We start from the raw sequence: 16,905 nt of genomic DNA, 5'->3' as shown, positions 1-16,905 counted from the left end.
CGGCCTCAGTTCCGGCTCATGGCGGCCAGCCATTCGTCGACCCAGGCCTTGCGGTTGGCGGCGACCTCCTCGGCGGGAATGAGGAGCGTCTTTTGCGGGTCGACGAGCTTGCTGAAGGCTTCCGGCAGCGGCTCCTTGGTCGCGGTCACCGGCATCATCCAGTTGGTCGTCGGGATGATCGACTGGAATTCCGGGCCGATCATGAAGGTCAGGAAGCTCCGGGCGAGTTCCGGGTCCTTCGCATTCTTCGTCAATGCGGCGACTTCGATCTGGATATAATGGCCTTCGGCGAAGGGGGCCGCCTGGTAGCGCTCGGTGTTTTCCGCCACCATGTGATAGGCGGGCGAGGTCGTGTAGGAGAGAACCATCGGGGCCTCGCCCTTCGTGAAGAGGCCATAGGCTTCCGACCAGCCCGGCGTGACCGTCAGCACGCGGTCCTTGAGCTGCGACCAGGCCTGGCCGGCCTGGTCGCCATAGACCGACTTCACCCACAGCAGGAGGCCGAGGCCGGGGGTTGAGGTCCGCGGGTCCTCGATGACGATCTTCTGCGACGGATCGCCCTCGACCAGTTCCTTGAGGCTCTTCGGTGGATCCTTCAGCGTCTCGGTGTCGTAGACAACGGCGAAATGGCCGTAGTCATACGGTATGAAGGTGTCGTCGGAGAAGCCGCCCGGGACCTTGACGGAGGCGGTATCGGCGCCGTGCGGCGCGAAGAAGCCGGTCGCTTTCGCCTCCGCCACCAGATTGGTGTCGAGACCGAGTACGATGTCGGCCTTGGATCCCTGACCTTCGAGCTTCAGCCGCGTCAGGAGTTCGACCCCGTCGGCAACGCCTACATAGTCGACCTTGCAGTCGCAGGTCTTCTCGAACGCTTCCGCCACCTTGGCGCCCGGCCCCCATTCGGTGATGAAGCTCTCATAGGTATAGACCGTCAGGGTTTTTTCCGCGGCCGCCGCGCTCACGGAAAATACCGCGATCGAAGCTGCGGCGATCGCAAGCCGGCCAAGGATCTTTCGATGGAGTGAATTGGACATTCTGGCACCTCTCCCTTTGTTGTTGCTGCATGGGAAAAGCGCGTATCGGTCCGATCGCTTCTAATCCCTCCGCCGGTATGAGCCGGATCAGGTTCCGCGGGTTGGCTCGAAGCCTCTCAGCCACGGTCGCAAAAGCCGACCAGGGCACCCCGTTAGAGCAGCAAGAGATTTAGCTTCCGGCGACGGCTTAGGCAAGCTGAGTTTCAGCAGGGGCGTTTGCCGTCCGCGTCAGCCGCGCTATTAAAAGTCAAACAATTGCCGGCGCAGTTTGTTCGCCGAAAGCGGAGACAATTTCATGCCAGACATGCTCGTCCGCCTCTATGCCTTGCCCGAGGGCCGCCCATCGCGTCTCGACCCCGACATCCGCATCCGCCGGGCGCTTGCGGCCGAGCGGCGGGCCGTCATTCCCTGGATCGAGGAGCGCTTCGGGACCGGGTGGGCCGGCGAGGCCGAAACCGCCTTCTCCTCGACGCCGGCGCGCATCCATGTCGCTCACCATCGGGACCGGATCGTGGGCTTTGCCTGCCATGACGTAACCGCGCTCGGCTTCTTCGGTCCGACCGGAGTTGACGAGACTATGCGCGGCAAGGGCATCGGCGAGGCCCTGCTCGTCGAAAGCCTGCTATCCATGCGCGCCGCCGGCTATGCATATGCGATCATCGGCGGCGTCGGCCCTGCCGAATTCTATGCCCGTGCGGTGGGTGCGGTGGAGATCGCCGGGTCGACGCCCGGCATCTACGACGGCATGCTCTTTCCCGGGGATCCGGCGTCCGGAACCTGATCCGCGCAGCATGCGTTCGCAAAACAGCAGCCGGAGCCCTTTTCCTTCGCCGCTGCTTTGCGCTATGGGCTTCTGCCATGACCCGATCACCCTTCACCATCCTGCTCGGCGGCGCGCTGACGCCGACAGACCGGCTCGCTCGACAGCTCGAAGGCAGCCGCTTCGTCGCCGCCGACGGCGGCATGCGCCATGCAAGGACGCTGGGGATCGTTCCCGATCTCTGGGTCGGCGATTTCGATTCCACGGATGAGGCGCTTCTGGCGGAGTTTGCCGGCGTCCCGCGCGAACGCCATCCAGCTGCCAAGAACGCGACCGACGGGGAGATCGCCGTCGAGGCAGCCCTCGAGCGTGGCGCGACCTCGCTCGTCTTCGCGGGCGGACTCGGCGGCGCGCGCAGCGACCATGCTTTCCTGCATCTCCTCGGTACCGTCGCGCTTGCCCAGAGCGGCGTTGCGGTGATGATGACCTCCGGCGAGGAGGAGGCCTATCCGCTGCTGCCCGGCTCGCAGGAGATCGAGCTGCCGAAAGGCAGCCTCTTCTCGATCCTCGGCTTTGCCGATCTTGACGGTCTTTCGATCGAGAACGTGCGCTACCCGCTGAAGGATTTTCATTTGCCCTTCGGCTCGTCGCGCACCATTTCGAACATCGCGGATGGCACGGTCCGCTTGACCCTGAAATCCGGCCGGGCCGTCGTTCTCGCCCGCCCCTATGATCTTTCCGGAGCCTGATGCCTTGGCGCCTCCCATCCTGAAGCTTGACGACATTCTACTGACCTTCGGCGGCACGCCGCTGCTTGCGGGTGCGGGCCTGCAGGTCGAGCCCGGCGATCGCATCTGCCTCGTAGGCCGCAATGGTTCGGGCAAATCGACGCTGATGAAGATCGCCGCCGGAATTGCAGAACCCCAGTCGGGCGAGATCTTCCGGCATCCATCGGTGACGATCCGCTATCTGCACCAGGCGCCCGACTTCGACGGCTTCGATACGGTTCAGGCCTATGCCGAAGCCGGCCTCGGGCCAGGCGACGATCCCTACCGGGTCGCCTACCTGCTGCAGCATCTGGGGCTGACCGGGGAGGAAGAGCCGACGCGCCTTTCCGGCGGCGAGGCACGTCGTGCCGCCCTTGCCCGTGTGCTTGCGCCGGAGCCCGACATTCTGCTTCTCGACGAGCCGACGAACCATCTCGATCTGCCGACGATCGAATGGCTGGAAGACGAGCTCGTCCGCAGCCGTTCGGCGCTCGTGCTGATCTCGCACGACCGTCGCTTCCTCGAAAAGGTATCGACGGCGACGGTCTGGCTGGACCGCGGCCAATCGCGCCGCCTCGATCGCGGCTTTGCGCATTTCGAGGCCTGGCGCGACGAGGTGCTGGAGGCGGAAGAGCTCGAGCAGCACAAGCTCGGTAAGGCGATCGAGCGCGAAGAGCACTGGCTGCGCTACGGCGTGACCGCAAGGCGCAAGCGCAACATGCGTCGGCTCGGGGAGCTGCAGGACATGCGCGCCCGCCATCGCGGGCACAAGGGGCCGCAGGGTACGGTCCAGGCCACCGTTGCCGACGCCAGGGAATCGGGCAAGCTCGTCATCGAGGCGGAAAAGATCACCAAGGCCTATGGCGATCGCACGATCGTCGCGCCGTTCTCGATCCGTGTCCACCGCGGCGACCGCATCGGCCTCGTCGGGCCGAACGGCGCCGGCAAGACGACGCTGCTGAAGCTCCTGACCGGTCAGCTCGCGCCGGACACGGGCAGCGTCAAGCTAGGCACCAATTTGGAGATCGCCACGCTCGACCAGAAACGCGAGGAACTGAACCTCGACGAGACGCTGGCGCATTATCTGACCGACGGGCGCGGCGAGACCCTCCTCGTCAATGGCGAGCAGCGCCATGTCACCGGCTACATGAAGGAATTCCTCTTCCAGCCGGAGCAGGCGCGAACGCCCATCCGCGATCTGTCCGGCGGCGAACGCGCGCGTCTCATGCTCGCCCGCATCCTGGCACGCCCGACCAACCTCCTGATCCTCGACGAACCGACCAACGATCTCGATATCGAGACGCTGGATCTGCTGCAGGAGATCGTTGCCGGATTTTCCGGAACGGTGATCCTGGTCAGCCACGACCGCGATTTCCTCGACCGTACCGTGACCTCGACCATCGCGCCGGCCAACCCGGAGGCGCCCGATGGTCGCTGGATCGAATATGCCGGCGGCTACTCCGACATGATGGCGCAGCGCCGCGGCGCAGTCGAGGAAAGGCGCCGGAGCGAAAAAGCCGAAAAGGCCAGATCGAGCGGCGCCTCCCCCTTGCCGAGCGAACCTCAGAAGGCGAAAGGCAAGCTCTCCTTCAAGCAGAAATTCGCACTCGAGAACCTGCCGAAGGAGATTGCCAGATCGGAGGCGGAGATCGCGAAGCGAGAAGAGAAGATGGCGGATCCCGACCTATTCTCGCGCGACCCGAACGGCTTTGCCAGGCTCGCCGCCGAGCTCGAGAAGCTCAGGACGGACCTCACGCGCATGGAAGAGGAATGGCTCGAACTGGAAATGCTGCGCGAGGAAATCGAGGGCTGAGCGGGCGGACCTGTGACGGCAGCGTTGGAGGTGCAGTACCCCTTCTGCCTACCGGACTTGCGACCGCCTCAACCGCCGCTCGACCGCCCGAAGGGCCAGCGACAGTCCTATCGTCAGCACGAGATAGACATAGGCGACGATGGAATAGGTCTCGAAGAAGCGGAAGGAGCCCGAGGCATAGACCTTGCCCATCTGGGTGATGTCGGCGACGCCGAGCACCGAGACGAGGGAGGAATCCTTGACCATCGCCACGAAGTCGTTGCCGAGCGGCGGCAGGATGACGCGGATCGCCTGCGGAAAGACGACGAGGCGAAAGCGCTGGTAGCGGGAGAGCCCGAGCGCCTTTGCCGCCTCCACCTGGCCCTTGTCGACCGACTGGATGCCGGCGCGGAAGACTTCGGCGATGAAGGCCGAATAGCCGATCATCAGCGCCATGATCGCCCGCCACATCAGCGACACGTCGCGAACGACGAACGGCTCGATCCAGCCCGCCGAAATCAACGGCGCCGACAGGAAATTCGCGATCGTCACCAGCGCAGGCGCGCCGACGAAGGCGATATAGAACAGCAGCACGAGGATCGGTACGCCGCGGATGACTTCCGTATAGAAGCGCGCGATCTGACGCAGGACCACGTGCTCGGAAAGCGCCATCAGGGCCACGCCGAGGCCGAGCACCGTTGCGAGCACGAATCCGACGAGAGTGACGAAAACGGTGACGCCCAACCCCTTCAGGACGACGGTGAACACCTGCGTGAAGATATCATTGGCGGCGATGACCACGGCCAGTGCCGCAGCGATAACGAGAAGGGCGATAAGCCACCAGGGATAATCGCCCTTCCCGGAAGCGTCGGATGATTGGATCGGCGTCATTGCAATTCCAATAAGGGGAAGCGGGACATGGGCGGAAAACCGCCCATGTGTTTATCCCGTTCCGCGGTCAGCCGCCCATCTTGTAGTCGAGGAACCACTTCTTGTTGAGCGCGTCGAAGGTGCCGTCCTCCTTGAGCGCCTTTATGGCGGCATTGACCGGCGCCACGAGTTCCGATCCCTTCGGGAAGATGAAGCCGAAATCCTCGGTGCCGAGCGGCTCGCCGACCACCTTGAGCTGGCCGTCGGAGGATTCGACATACCCCTTGGCCGCGACACTGTCGGTCAAGACCAGATCGACGTCGCCGGCCTTCAGCGCCTGCACCGTCGCACCGAAGGTTTCGAACAGCTTGATGCGCGGGTTCTGCTCGTTGCCGTCGAGAACCTCGTAGACGGCCGTGTAGAAAGGCGAAGTGCCGGGCTGGGCGCCGACCAGACCGCTTTCGAGCGCGGCGAAGCTCTTGGCGTCGTCGAACCGGGTCTCGTCGCCGCGCACCAGCATGAACTGCTGCGAGCGCATATAGGGATCCGAAAAATCGACCTTCTCCTTGCGGTCGTCCTTGATGGTGATTCCGGTCATGCCGATCTGGTATTGACTGTCGGAAACCGCCTGGATCATCGCGTCCCAGCTCGTGTTCTGATACTCGACCTTGAAATTCAAGCGCTTGGCGATTTCGTTCATCGCGTCATATTCCCAACCGATGGCCTGACCGGATTTCGGATCGACGAACTGCAGCGGCGGATAGGCGTTCTCCGTCACCACGACGACCGTCTTGCCACCGAGGTCGGGCAGGTCGCTGGCGAAAACGGGCGCCGGGACTGCGAATGGAACGGCAAGAACTGCGGCAATGCCTGCAAGCACGTGGCGAAGAATTGTCATTGAGGAACTCCCAGATTGTGGCGACAGAAAATGTCATAAAATCTATGGGGAACACAAGCGGCCGATAACCAAAAAGAAAGGCGGCCCGAGGGCCGCCTTTCCGCACAACTCCGAAGAGTTGAAAACTTATTCTGCTGCAGCTTCCGCAGCCTTTGCTTCTTCCGCCGCCTTTGCCTCAGCGGCTTCGGCTGCTGCCTTCTCGGCGGCCAGAGCCTGGGCGGCTGCGACCTTTTCAGCCTCGATGCGTGCCTTCTCCTCGACAACGGCCTGACGCTCGGCGTCGTTCAGCTTGCGGGCGCGGGTGCCGGTGTTCTCGACGATACGAGCCGACTTGCCGCGGCGGTCGCGCAGATAGTAGAGCTTGGCGCGGCGCACCTTACCGCGGCGAACCACGTCGACGCTCTCGACGAGCGGGGAGTAGACGGGAAATACGCGCTCGACGCCTTCACCGTAGGAAATCTTGCGAACGGTGAAGCTCTCGTTGATGCCGCCGCCGGAGCGGGCGATGCAGACGCCTTCGTAAGCCTGTACGCGGGTGCGGTTGCCTTCGACAACGCGTACATTGACGCGGACGGTGTCGCCCGGGGAGAATTCGGGAAGGGTGCGCTTTGCGGCGATCTTGGCGGCCTGTTCGGCTTCCAGCTGCTGGATGATGTTCATCGGTCTAACCTTTGCGTTTTTCTGAAACAGCCAGAGCGCTCTCTATCGGCCTGTCGGACTTTCCTTCAGGCCTTGCCGCATTTGCGGCAGGAGCGTATTCGCCATTCTTTGTTGACGGTCGACGGGCAAGGAACCCGAACCGGGCCGGCACATACACCATATGGCCGGCCTTGTCATCCCCGAAAGCGGATTTTGTCGCGCTCCCGCCTCAAGAATGCCCCTCCCCACGGACTTGCGGTCGACCGCGCCACCGGCTATCCCGATTCACGCGTTTCGGGGGAAAGTCATGACGTTGCTCCAGGTCTTTTTGCTCTTCGTCGCCGGCTTCCTGTCCGGCGTCGTCAATGCCATTGCCGGTGGCGGCACCTTCCTGACTTTCGGAGCGATGACGCTTGGCGGGCTCCCGCCGATCGTCGCCAACGCGACCTCGTCCATCATCCAGTTCCCCGGCTATATCACGTCGACGCTTGCCTATGCCAAGGAGATCCGCGCCGACCGGAAGAACGCCATCGTCCTTGGCATCATTTCGGCGATCGGCGGGCTCGCCGGCGCCCTCCTGCTTCTGTCGCTCTCCAATCCGGCCTTCCGTGCGATGGTGCCCTGGTTGCTGATCGCGGCAACGGCGATCTTCGCCGCCGGCCCCCTCCTGAAGCCGAAGGCGCGCAGTGACGAGCATCGCATCGGACCGCTGGGCGTTGCGAGCCAGCTGGCGACCTCCGTCTATGGCGGCTTTTTCGGCGCCGGCATGGGCATCATGATGCTCGCCGTGCTCGGACTTGCCACCGGCGGCGGCTATCACCGGCTGAATGCACTCAAGAACTTCATCTCCATCGTCATCGCCGCAATCGCCATCGTGGTTTTCGCTGCGGGCGGCGTCGTCTCCTGGCTGCACGCGGCAATCATGGTGCCGGGCGCAGCGCTTGGCGGCTACATGGGCGTCTGGGCGGCACGACGCGTCCCGCAGGCGGTCATCCGAGCCGTGGTGGTGGCGGTGGGTCTGTTGCTCGCGGCCTATTATTTCTTCACGGGCTGAGCCGGATCACGCTCCAGAAGATCCGGCCGGCGTTCCGCCGTCAGCCGGCGCGCCGCCGCTTCCCGCCATTGCGCAATGGCCGCGTGGTTGCCGGAGGTGAGGACGGCCGGGATTTCGTGACCTTCGAAGATCTGGGGACGCGTGTAGTGGGGGTGTTCGAGGAGCCCTCCCTCGAAGCTCTCGTGGACGCCTGACAGCTGATTGCCCATCACGCCCGGCAGGATACGCACCACGGCGTCGAGCAGAACGAGTGCTGCCGGCTCGCCGCCGGAAAGAATGTAGTCGCCGATCGAGACTTCCTCGAGTCCACGCGTGTCGATGACCCGCTGGTCGACGCCCTCGAAACGTCCGCAAACGATGACAGCGCCGGGACAGGCGGCCAGCGCCCGCACCCGTTCCTGTGTCAGCGGCCGTCCGCGCGGACTCATCAGAAGCCGCGGCCGCCCGTCGTCTGCAGCGACATGATCGATGGCGCGGGCAAGAACGTCGGGCTTCAATACCATTCCGGCACCGCCCCCCGCCGGCGTATCGTCGACGGTGCGGTGCTTGTCACCGGCAAAGTCGCGAATCTGCACGGCCTCCATCGACCAGTCTCCGCGCTCCAGCGCCTTTCCGGCGAGCGAAACGCCGAGGTGCCCCGGAAACATCTCCGGGTAGAGCGTCAGGACGGTCGCGCGATAGGGCATTGCCGTGGGCTCACTTGCGCTTGGTCGGAAAGGGCTTGCCAGGCCCGCTCTTCTCGTCGTCGACGAGCCCGGCGGCCGTCGGGTCGATGACGAGCTTGCCCGCTTCGAGATCGATTTCGAGTACCGACCATTCCGTGAAGGGAATAAGCACCGGCCTGAGGCCCGGGCCTTTCAGTTCGAGGAGATCGCCAGCGCCGAAATCGAAGACGCCGGTCACCGAACCATAGCTCTTTCCGGTGCGATCGACCGCTTCCAGGCCCTCGAGGTCTGCGTAGAAGAATTCGCCCTCGTCGAGATCGTCGTCGGGGAGATTGTCGCGCTCGATGAAGAGTTCGAGACCGTTGAGCGCTTCGGCAGCAGTCCGATCGTTGATGCCCCGAAACCGCACGACGACGACGTTCTTGGCCTCGCGGATTTCAAGCACCTCGAAGACGCGGCCGTCCTCGCTGTGGAGTTTGCCATAGTCGCCGAGTGCGGCCGGATCGTCGGTGAAGGACTTTACCCGCACCTCGCCGCGCAGCCCTTGCGCCGCGCCGATCGTCGCCATCAGGACAGGGTTCTTCAGCTGTGTCATCGTCGGGCATCCAGGGTGAACTTGCTGCATGTTTCCCGAACCACATCGGGATGAGAACATGCGATTTTCCGGTGCACATAAAGCAAAACGGGCGGCATGGAAATGCCGCCCGTTCTCAATGCCATTCCGCCGGAAATTATTCCGCGGCAGCTTCCGCAGCCGCGGCGGCTGCTTCTTCCGCCTTCTGCTTGGCTTCAGCGGCACGTTCCTGTGCCTTCTTGCCGGGCAGCGCCTTGGTCGGGTTGTTGCGGGCCGGACGCTTGGCAAGGCCGGCCTGGTCGAGGAAGCGCATGACGCGGTCGGTCGGCTGGGCGCCCTGGGCGATCCAGTGCTGAACGCGCTCGGCGTTCAGTTCGATGCGCTTTTCGTCGTCCTTGGCAAGCATCGGGTTCCAGGAGCCGAGCTTTTCGAGGAAGCGGCCGTCACGCGGGCTGCGCGCGTCGGCAACGACGATCTGGTAGTAGGGACGCTTCTTGGAACCGCCGCGGGCGAGACGAATTTTCAGTGCCATTTCAATTTACTCCTTGCAGGCTTTCTTGACCGCTTGACTCAAGCGGAATGGGTGGTGCCGGCGCTGCCCGCGTTCTGCGAGCAATCGGCGGCGATGGCTTCATGATGCCGGATGACTTCCTTGATGATGAAGTTCAGGAACTTCTCGGCGAAATCCGGATCCAGATTGGCGTCTTTCGCCAGGTGGCGGAGGCGTTCGATCTGGTATTCTTCGCGCGCCGGATCGGCCGGCGGCAGCTGGTGCTTGGCCTTGAGCACGCCAACCGCCTTGGTGCAGCGGAAGCGTTCGGCCAGCATGTGGACGAGCGCGGCATCGATATTGTCGATCGACTGCCGGTAGCTCGCCAATTCCTCTTTGATCTCGGGATCAAGCATTCGTCGCGATCCTCACTTCTTCTTCGGTAGGCCGGGGAGGCCGGGAAAACCGCCGCCCAGACCGGGCAAACCACCGCCAAGGCCAGGCAGGCCGCCGCCAGGCTTGCCGAGACCGGCGGCTTGGGCCTGCTTCTGCAGGGCCTCGAGCTGCTTCGGATCCATTTTCGAAAGATCGGGCATTCCGCCGCCCAGGCCGCCGAGGCCCATCTTGCCGGCGAGGCCGCCCATCATCTGTTTCATCATGCCGCCTTTGCCCTTGCCGCCCATCATCTTCATCATGTCCGCCATCTGGCGGTGCATTTTCAGAAGCTTGTTGATGTCGGAGGCATCGGTGCCGGAGCCGCTGGCGATGCGCTTCTTGCGCGAATGCTTGAGAATATCCGGATTGGCGCGCTCCGCCCTAGTCATCGAGGAGATGATCGCGAGCTGGCGCTTGAAGAGCGAGTCATCCAGGCCGGCGGCGGACATCTTGTCCTTCATGCCGGCCATGCCAGGCATCAGACCCATGATGCCGCCCATGCCGCCCATCTTCTGCATCTGCTGCAGCTGATCGGCGAGGTCGTTGAGGTCGAACTTGCCCTTGGCCATCTTGGCGGCCATGGCGGCCGCCTTTTCGGCGTCGATGTTCTCCGCCGCCTTTTCGACGAGCGAGACGATGTCGCCCATGCCGAGGATGCGGTCGGCGACGCGGCGCGGATGGAACTCCTCGAGTTCGTCCATCTTCTCGCCGACGCCGATGAGCTTGATCGGCTTGCCCGTGACGGCGCGCATGGAGAGCGCCGCACCGCCGCGGCCGTCGCCGTCCATGCGCGTGAGCACCAGGCCGGTGATGCCGACGCGTTCGTCGAAGTTGCGGGCGAGGTTGACGGCGTCCTGTCCGGTCAGCGCATCGGCGACCAGCAGGATCTCATGCGGGTTGGATTTCCGCTTGATCTCCGCCATCTCGATCATCAGCGGCTCGTCGATATGGGTGCGGCCGGCGGTGTCGAGGATGACGATGTCGTGGCCGCCGAGCTTGGCCGCCTGCACGGCGCGCGCAGCGATATCGGTCGGCGACTGGCCGGCGATGATCGGAAGCGTATCGACGCCGGTCTGCACGCCGAGCTGGCGCAACTGTTCCTGCGCGGCCGGGCGGCGGGTATCGAGCGAGGCCATCAGGACCTTCTTCTTGTCCCGCGCGGTCAGCCGCTTGGCGATCTTGCCGGTCGTCGTCGTCTTGCCCGAGCCCTGCAGGCCGACCATCATGATGACGACCGGAGCCGCCGCATTGAGATCGATCGTGACGCCCTCGGAGCCGAGCATCGCTATGAGCTCGTCATGAACGATCTTGACGACCATTTGGCCGGGCTTGATCGACTTTACGATTTCGGCGCCGACCGCCTTTTCGCGAACCTTCTCCGTGAAGGACCGCACCACATCGAGCGCCACGTCCGCTTCGAGCAGCGCACGGCGAACCTCCCGAAGCGCTGCGGAAACATCGGCTTCCGACAGGGCGCCGCGGCCGGTCAGTCCATTCAATATGGAACCAAGACGGTCCTGGAGGCTCTCGAACATATTCTCTTCCTTCTTGTCTCCGGATTGCGATAGATCGGCTCGTCCGGAAACGTGGGTCCCTTCGCGCGGAAAACAAGACGCAAAGCCAAAAACCACCCGAGGGCGCAGCGCGCTGTCGGGTGTTGACCTCCGGGCTCTCTTTATACCTTTGCGGGGCCCGGTCGGTGGCTTCGGAAGTCATCACTTGCGAAGGAATTCGCCGCGATAAACAGGAAACCGGGAGAAAAGTCAAGGATCGACCGCGGAGACGCTGCGCTCGGGCTCCACCTATGATCCCACACGCGAGCAGGACCACCACCTCCGTCCGGTCGCATCATCAGGAAATTGCCGGCCGCTCCTGCCCGAGTCCTGTGATCCGGCGGCAAATGCGCCTATTTCTCTGCAGGTGTCCCTCAACCGAGGCAGCGATGAAGAAAAGCGGCAATCCCTACTATAGCGGGCCCGTTTCGGACCACTTCGACGGCATTCGCTTCTACAATCCGGGCGGCACACCGCCGCGCGGCTTCGCCGACCTCCTGCGCTGGCAGTCCGGCGGCGGACGCGAGCAATGGCCGCGCCACTATGACAGCCCCTTTCCGCAGGCGAGGCCGGATACCAGTGTCGACGGCGAGCGGCTCCGCGTCACCATGGTCGGTCACGCAACGCTGCTGATCCAGGTCGCGGGCCTCAACATCCTGACCGACCCGGTCTGGTCGCATCGCGCCAGCCCCTTTACGTTTGCCGGACCCCGCCGCCGCAACCCGCCAGGCATTCTCATGGACGACCTGCCGCGGATCGATATCGTGCTCGTCACCCATAACCACTACGACCACCTCAATCTCGCCACGCTCGGCTCGCTCCACACCAAGCACGCGCCGCATCTCGTAACGCCGCTCGGCAACGACACGATCATTCGCCGCGCCGTCGCGGGTGCCGAGATTTCCGTCGTCGACTGGGGCGACCGGCTCGACCTCGGTGATGGCGTCGTCATCCATGCGGAGCCATGCCACCATTGGTCGGCTCGCCGCTCGAACGACCGGCGCATGGCGCTCTGGGCCGCCTTCGTCATCGAGACGCCGGCCGGCAAGATCTATCATGTCGGCGACACAGGTTTTCACGACGGCATCAATTATCGTGCGGCGCGCGAAAAACACGGATGCTTCCGCCTCGCCAACCTGCCCTTCGGCAGCTACGAGCCACGCTGGTTCATGGCCTCTCAGCACCAGAATCCGGAAGAGGCGGTCCTGGGCATGGTCGCATGCGGCGCCGAATACGCGGCGGGTCACCATTGGGGCACCTTCCGATTGACCAACGAGGGGGTCGAGGAGCCGCTCCGGGCGCTGGAGACTGCGCTCGCCAAGCACGGTATCGATCGAAACCGTTTCCGGGCGCTGCGACCGGGGGAAGTCTTCGACGTCCCGCTCCCGCCGACGGCACGGGAATGACGCCGGCACTGGTAATTTCCGGGCTTTTCCGCCATATACAGCCCGAATGAAGGGCGCCTCCGAAGCGGGGGCCAGGGTTTGGACAGTCGCGACATGGCCGATCAGGTGCAATTTGCCAGGATGAACGGGCTTGGAAACAAGATCCTGGTGGTCGACATGCGCGGGCGCAAGGACCGCGTGACGCCGCAGGCGGCGATCGCGCTCAATGCCGACCCGGCGACCGAGTTCGACCAGATCATGGCAATTCACGACCCGAAGTCTGCCGGGACCGATGCCTGGATCGACATCGTCAATTCCGACGGGTCGATGGCCCAGGCCTGCGGCAACGGCACCCGCTGCGTCGTCCAGGCGCTTGCGGCCGAGACCGGCAGGAAAGCCTTCCTCTTCCATACGGTCGCGGGCCTTCTCGAAGCCAAGGAACACGACGACGGCACGATCTCGGTCGACATGGGCAAGCCCCGTTTCGGCTGGGACCAGATCCCGCTCGCGGAGGAATTCCACGACACGCGGCGCATCGAGCTGCAGATCGGGCCGATCGATGCGCCCGTGCTGCACTCTCCCTCGGTCGCCTCCATGGGCAATCCGCATGCGATCTTCTGGGTCGAGGACGATGTGTGGAGCTACGAGCTCGACCGGTTCGGACCACTCCTCGAGAACCATCCGATCTTCCCCGAGCGCGCCAATATCTCCATCGCGCGCATCCGCTCCCGCCAGGAGATGGACCTGCGGACCTGGGAGCGCGGCGCCGGCCTGACGCTTGCCTGCGGCTCGGCCGCCTGTGCCGCCGCCGTCAGCGGTGCGAGAACCGGCCGGACGGAGCGGATGGTTATCGTGAACGTGCCCGGCGGTCCGCTCAAGATCGAATGGCGCGAGCGCGACGACCACGTCATCATGACGGGGCCGGCCGAATGGGAATGGTCCGGCACCGTCGATCCCGTCACCGGCACCTTTTCGCGCAACGAGCCGGAGAGCGGCGACAACGGAGCGAGAGCCCTTTGAGCGGGGTCGAGGTCATAACCTTCGGCTGCCGGCTGAACACCTATGAGTCGGAAGTGATGCGGGCGGAGGCCGAAAAGGCGGGGCTGAACAACGCCATCCTCGTCAATACCTGCGCCGTCACCGCCGAGGCCGTGCGCCAGGCCCGACAGGCGATCCGCCGGGCGCGGCGCGAAAATCCGCACGCCCGCATCATCGTCACCGGCTGCGCCGCCCAGACCGAGAAGGAAACCTTCGCCGAAATGGCGGAGGTGGACGCGGTGCTCGGCAACGAGGAGAAGCTCGCCAGCGCCTCCTATCGCGCGCTGCCGGATTTCGGCGTCTCGGCCGAAGAGAAACTCCGTGTCAACGACATCATGAGCGTGCGCGCCACCGCACCGCAGATGGTGAAGCACATAGACGGGCACGTGCGCGCCTTCATCCAGGTGCAGAACGGCTGCGACCACCGCTGCACCTTCTGCATCATTCCCTATGGCCGCGGCAATTCGCGCTCCGTGCCGATGGGCGCCGTCGTCGACCAGGCGAGACGCCTTGCCGAAAGCGGCTATCGCGAGATCGTTCTGACCGGGGTCGACGCCACCAGCTACGGCGCCGATCTGCCCGGAACGCCGACCCTCGGGCTTCTCGGGAAGACCCTGCTGAAACAGGTGCCGGAAATCCTCCGCCTGCGGCTTTCCTCCATCGACAGCATCGAGGCGGACGGCCACCTCCTCGACCTCATCGCCGAGGAGCCGCGCTTCATGCCGCATCTGCATCTTTCTCTGCAGCACGGCGACGACCTGATCCTGAAGCGCATGAAGCGGCGGCATTCGAGCGCCGATGCGCGCGCCTTCTGCGACGAGGTCCGGCGCCTGCGCCCCGAGATCAGCTTAGGTGCGGACATGATCGCCGGATTTCCGACCGAGACCGAGCCGATGTTCGAGAACGCCATGCGGCTCGCCGAGGATTGCGGCATCGCGCATCTTCACGTCTTCCCCTATAGCCCGCGCCCCGGCACCCCGGCCGCCCGCATGCCGCAACTCGACCGCGCGCTTGTCAAGGAGCGTGCCGCGCGCCTGCGTGCGAAGGGGGCGGAGCTTCATGCGGGCCACCTCGAGGGCATGATCGGCAGCAGCCAGACGATCCTTGTGGAAATGAACGGTCTGGCCCATACGGAAAACTTCACGCTCGTAGATGCGGCCGGCCTTGAGCCGCGGTCGCTTGTGGCGGTCGGAATCACCGGCCACAATGGCAAGCATCTGACGATCGAGCGCAAACAGATGGCTGCGGCCTGACAGCGGACATTCCCATGGCGATTGGTTTCATCAAGAAGATCTTCTCCTTCGGCAAGGATGCCGTCGAAGAAAAACCGGCGCCGCCGCAGGAGACGGCCGTTGCCGATGAGGTCGCGGTAACCCCCCCTGTCCCTTCGGGAGAACAGGGCGGGACCCAGGCACCGGTCGAGGAAGATCGTAGTACAGTCGAGGTAACGGAAGCTAGCACGGACGATCGCGATGTTTCCTTCGCGCCGGACACGCCAACGACCGAAACCACGCGTGAGGAAGGCCCAGTAAGCACTGCTGTCACCGCAGATGAAAACACTGTGGAGCAGGGCGAGAGCGTCCGGCATCCGATCTCTCCCCTTGCGGGGGAGATGCCCGGCAGGGCAGAGGAGGGTGAGTCGCCTTCCGAACACCCGACGACTGTCGACGAGCTCTCGGCACCCGCCTCTGTCCCTTCGGGAGAGCAGGAGGAGCGCGAAGCCGCCGCCGCAGCCGACGTCGAAGAGGTGGAGATTGCCGCAGACGACCGTGCGGGAGGCACAGGCTCTTCGGAAGATGAAACGGGAGCGTCGGAGGACGAGAGCGTGCCTCTCCCAATCCTCCCCCTCGAGGGGGAGACGCCGGGGAGGGCAGAGGGGGGCGAGCCTCCATCCGAGCCCCTCGCACCCAGCCTTCCCAAAGGTTTCGCCGCCGCCGAGAGGCGCCCCAGGGAAGAAGCGCCCGCCCCGCCAGCCAAGCTCAACTGGTACCAGCGCCTTCGCCTGGGCCTTGCGCGCACCTCGTCGCAACTCACCGGCCAGATCGCCAGCCTCTTCACCAAGCGCAAGCTCGACGAGGCGACGCTGCAGGACCTCGAGGACCTGCTGATCCAGGCGGACCTCGGCGTCGAGACGGCGATGCGCATCACCGATACGCTCGCCTCGGAGCGCTATGGCAAGGATGTGTCCGGCGAGGACGTTTCGCGCATCATGGCCGGCGAGATCACCAAGGTGCTGGCGCCCGTCGCCAGGCCGCTGGAACTCGATCTCAGCCATAAGCCGCACGTGATCCTCGTCGTCGGCGTCAACGGAACCGGCAAGACGACGACGATCGGCAAGCTTGCGGCAAAGCTTTCCGGCGCGGGACTTAAGGTCATGCTGGCCGCCGGCGATACTTTCCGGGCGGCGGCGATCGAGCAGCTGAAGATCTGGGCCGAACGGACGAAATCCGAAATCGTCTCTTCGAAGCTCGGCGCCGATGCGGCCGGGCTTGCCTACGAGGCGTTCCAGCGTGCCCGCGAGCAGAAGGCGGACGTGCTGATCATCGACACCGCCGGACGGCTGCAGAACAAGGCCGAACTGATGGCGGAGCTCGAAAAGATCGTGCGCGTTCTCGGAAAACTCGATCCGGACGCGCCGCATACGGTGCTGCAGACGCTCGACGCGACGACCGGGCAGAACGCCCTGCAGCAGGTCGAGATATTCCGCAACGTCGCCGGCGTCAGCGGCTTGATCATGACCAAGCTCGACGGCACCGCACGCGGCGGCATTCTGGTGGCGATCTCCGCCAAGCACAAGCTGCCGGTTTACTTCATCGGCGTCGGCGAAGGGATTGACGACCTCGAACCGTTCGAAGCCAAGGACTTCGCCGAGGCGATCGCCGGCGTTGCTGCTCCTTGACGAAGCGGAGGAGGTTTGCGCCAAAACCGCGGTTGATATGGTTTTGCCGCAA

The 16,905-nt window shown here is 64.3% G+C and carries 17 protein-coding genes and 1 riboswitch; of the genes, 8 read left to right on the top strand and 9 right to left on the bottom strand.

Annotated features, from left to right (window positions below; translation table 11 throughout):
- Window positions 1–5: 5 nt before the first annotated feature.
- Window positions 6–1,034: a thiamine ABC transporter substrate binding subunit gene (thiB, locus tag CN933_RS16300; RefSeq protein ID WP_018097413.1), complete on the bottom strand. Its 1,029-nt coding sequence runs from the start codon at window positions 1,032–1,034 to the stop codon at window positions 6–8.
- A 47-nt stretch (window positions 1,035–1,081) separates the two neighbouring features.
- Window positions 1,082–1,196: riboswitch (TPP riboswitch) on the bottom strand.
- A 133-nt stretch (window positions 1,197–1,329) separates the two neighbouring features.
- Here thiB and CN933_RS16295 point away from each other — a divergent pair.
- The 3 genes from CN933_RS16295 (at window position 1,330) to CN933_RS16285 (ending at window position 4,374) form a co-directional block, all read left to right on the top strand.
- The gene (locus CN933_RS16295) at window positions 1,330–1,815 is read left to right on the top strand and encodes a GNAT family N-acetyltransferase (RefSeq protein ID WP_026168848.1); all 486 of its coding nucleotides are present in this window, start codon (window positions 1,330–1,332) and stop codon (window positions 1,813–1,815) included.
- A gap of 77 nt (window positions 1,816–1,892) precedes the next feature.
- Window positions 1,893–2,543, top strand: a complete 651-nt coding sequence (locus CN933_RS16290) for a thiamine diphosphokinase (RefSeq protein WP_018097411.1) — start codon at window positions 1,893–1,895, stop codon at window positions 2,541–2,543.
- Between the two features lie 4 nt (window positions 2,544–2,547).
- Complete coding sequence (locus tag CN933_RS16285) at window positions 2,548–4,374, top strand: ABC-F family ATP-binding cassette domain-containing protein (protein WP_026168847.1); 1,827 nt, start codon at window positions 2,548–2,550, stop codon at window positions 4,372–4,374.
- A gap of 48 nt (window positions 4,375–4,422) precedes the next feature.
- Here CN933_RS16285 and CN933_RS16280 read toward each other — a convergent pair whose 3' ends face one another.
- The 3 genes from CN933_RS16280 to rplS all read right to left on the bottom strand — a co-directional run bounded on the left by CN933_RS16280 (window position 4,423) and on the right by rplS (window position 6,781).
- Window positions 4,423–5,244 carry an amino acid ABC transporter permease gene (locus CN933_RS16280; RefSeq protein WP_018097442.1) on the bottom strand — a complete coding sequence of 274 codons (822 nt, stop codon included), beginning with the start codon at window positions 5,242–5,244 and terminating at the stop codon, window positions 4,423–4,425.
- 67 nt (window positions 5,245–5,311) lie between these two features.
- Window positions 5,312–6,121 carry a basic amino acid ABC transporter substrate-binding protein gene (locus CN933_RS16275; RefSeq protein ID WP_018097410.1) on the bottom strand — a complete coding sequence of 270 codons (810 nt, stop codon included), beginning with the start codon at window positions 6,119–6,121 and terminating at the stop codon, window positions 5,312–5,314.
- 126 nt (window positions 6,122–6,247) lie between these two features.
- Window positions 6,248–6,781 carry a 50S ribosomal protein L19 gene (gene rplS, locus CN933_RS16270; protein ID WP_003529750.1) on the bottom strand — a complete coding sequence of 178 codons (534 nt, stop codon included), beginning with the start codon at window positions 6,779–6,781 and terminating at the stop codon, window positions 6,248–6,250.
- A gap of 286 nt (window positions 6,782–7,067) precedes the next feature.
- On the opposite strand from rplS, the gene CN933_RS16265 reads away from it, so the two are divergent.
- A complete protein-coding gene (locus CN933_RS16265; protein WP_010970518.1) occupies window positions 7,068–7,814 on the top strand; it encodes a sulfite exporter TauE/SafE family protein in 747 nt (248 codons plus the stop codon).
- Here the strand turns inward: CN933_RS16265 and trmD are convergent.
- From trmD to ffh, 5 genes are all read right to left on the bottom strand, one after another.
- Window positions 7,796–8,500, bottom strand: coding sequence for a tRNA (guanosine(37)-N1)-methyltransferase TrmD (gene trmD, locus CN933_RS16260; protein ID WP_018097409.1), 705 nt, complete (start codon window positions 8,498–8,500; stop codon window positions 7,796–7,798). The genes CN933_RS16265 and trmD overlap by 19 nt on opposite strands.
- Window positions 8,501–8,510: 10 nt before the next feature.
- Window positions 8,511–9,074: a ribosome maturation factor RimM gene (rimM, locus tag CN933_RS16255; protein ID WP_102761825.1), complete on the bottom strand. Its 564-nt coding sequence runs from the start codon at window positions 9,072–9,074 to the stop codon at window positions 8,511–8,513.
- Between the two features lie 136 nt (window positions 9,075–9,210).
- A complete protein-coding gene (gene rpsP, locus CN933_RS16250; RefSeq protein WP_018097407.1) occupies window positions 9,211–9,585 on the bottom strand; it encodes a 30S ribosomal protein S16 in 375 nt (124 codons plus the stop codon).
- A gap of 38 nt (window positions 9,586–9,623) precedes the next feature.
- Window positions 9,624–9,959: a chorismate mutase gene (locus tag CN933_RS16245; RefSeq protein WP_003529740.1), complete on the bottom strand. Its 336-nt coding sequence runs from the start codon at window positions 9,957–9,959 to the stop codon at window positions 9,624–9,626.
- 12 nt (window positions 9,960–9,971) lie between these two features.
- Window positions 9,972–11,513, bottom strand: coding sequence for a signal recognition particle protein (ffh, locus tag CN933_RS16240; protein WP_018097406.1), 1,542 nt, complete (start codon window positions 11,511–11,513; stop codon window positions 9,972–9,974).
- A 407-nt stretch (window positions 11,514–11,920) separates the two neighbouring features.
- Here ffh and CN933_RS16235 point away from each other — a divergent pair, with 407 nt between their 5' ends.
- The 4 genes from CN933_RS16235 to ftsY all read left to right on the top strand — a co-directional run bounded on the left by CN933_RS16235 (window position 11,921) and on the right by ftsY (window position 16,853).
- Window positions 11,921–12,937: an MBL fold metallo-hydrolase gene (locus CN933_RS16235; RefSeq protein ID WP_018097405.1), complete on the top strand. Its 1,017-nt coding sequence runs from the start codon at window positions 11,921–11,923 to the stop codon at window positions 12,935–12,937.
- A 93-nt stretch (window positions 12,938–13,030) separates the two neighbouring features.
- Window positions 13,031–13,936 carry a diaminopimelate epimerase gene (gene dapF, locus CN933_RS16230; RefSeq protein ID WP_018097404.1) on the top strand — a complete coding sequence of 302 codons (906 nt, stop codon included), beginning with the start codon at window positions 13,031–13,033 and terminating at the stop codon, window positions 13,934–13,936.
- Window positions 13,933–15,207: a tRNA (N(6)-L-threonylcarbamoyladenosine(37)-C(2))-methylthiotransferase MtaB gene (mtaB, locus tag CN933_RS16225; RefSeq protein WP_018097403.1), complete on the top strand. Its 1,275-nt coding sequence runs from the start codon at window positions 13,933–13,935 to the stop codon at window positions 15,205–15,207. Before dapF ends, mtaB begins: the two co-directional genes overlap by 4 nt.
- 14 nt (window positions 15,208–15,221) lie before the next feature.
- Window positions 15,222–16,853 (top strand): signal recognition particle-docking protein FtsY, encoded by a 1,632-nt coding sequence (gene ftsY / locus CN933_RS16220; protein ID WP_018097402.1) that lies wholly within the window; start codon window positions 15,222–15,224, stop codon window positions 16,851–16,853.
- The last annotated feature ends 52 nt before the right edge of the window (window positions 16,854–16,905 follow it).

Origin of the sequence: Sinorhizobium sp. M4_45 (assembly GCF_002885915.1) — a bacterium.
GTDB lineage: Bacteria > Pseudomonadota > Alphaproteobacteria > Rhizobiales > Rhizobiaceae > Sinorhizobium > Sinorhizobium meliloti_A.
This window is presented reverse-complemented; position numbering and strand designations above follow the sequence as displayed.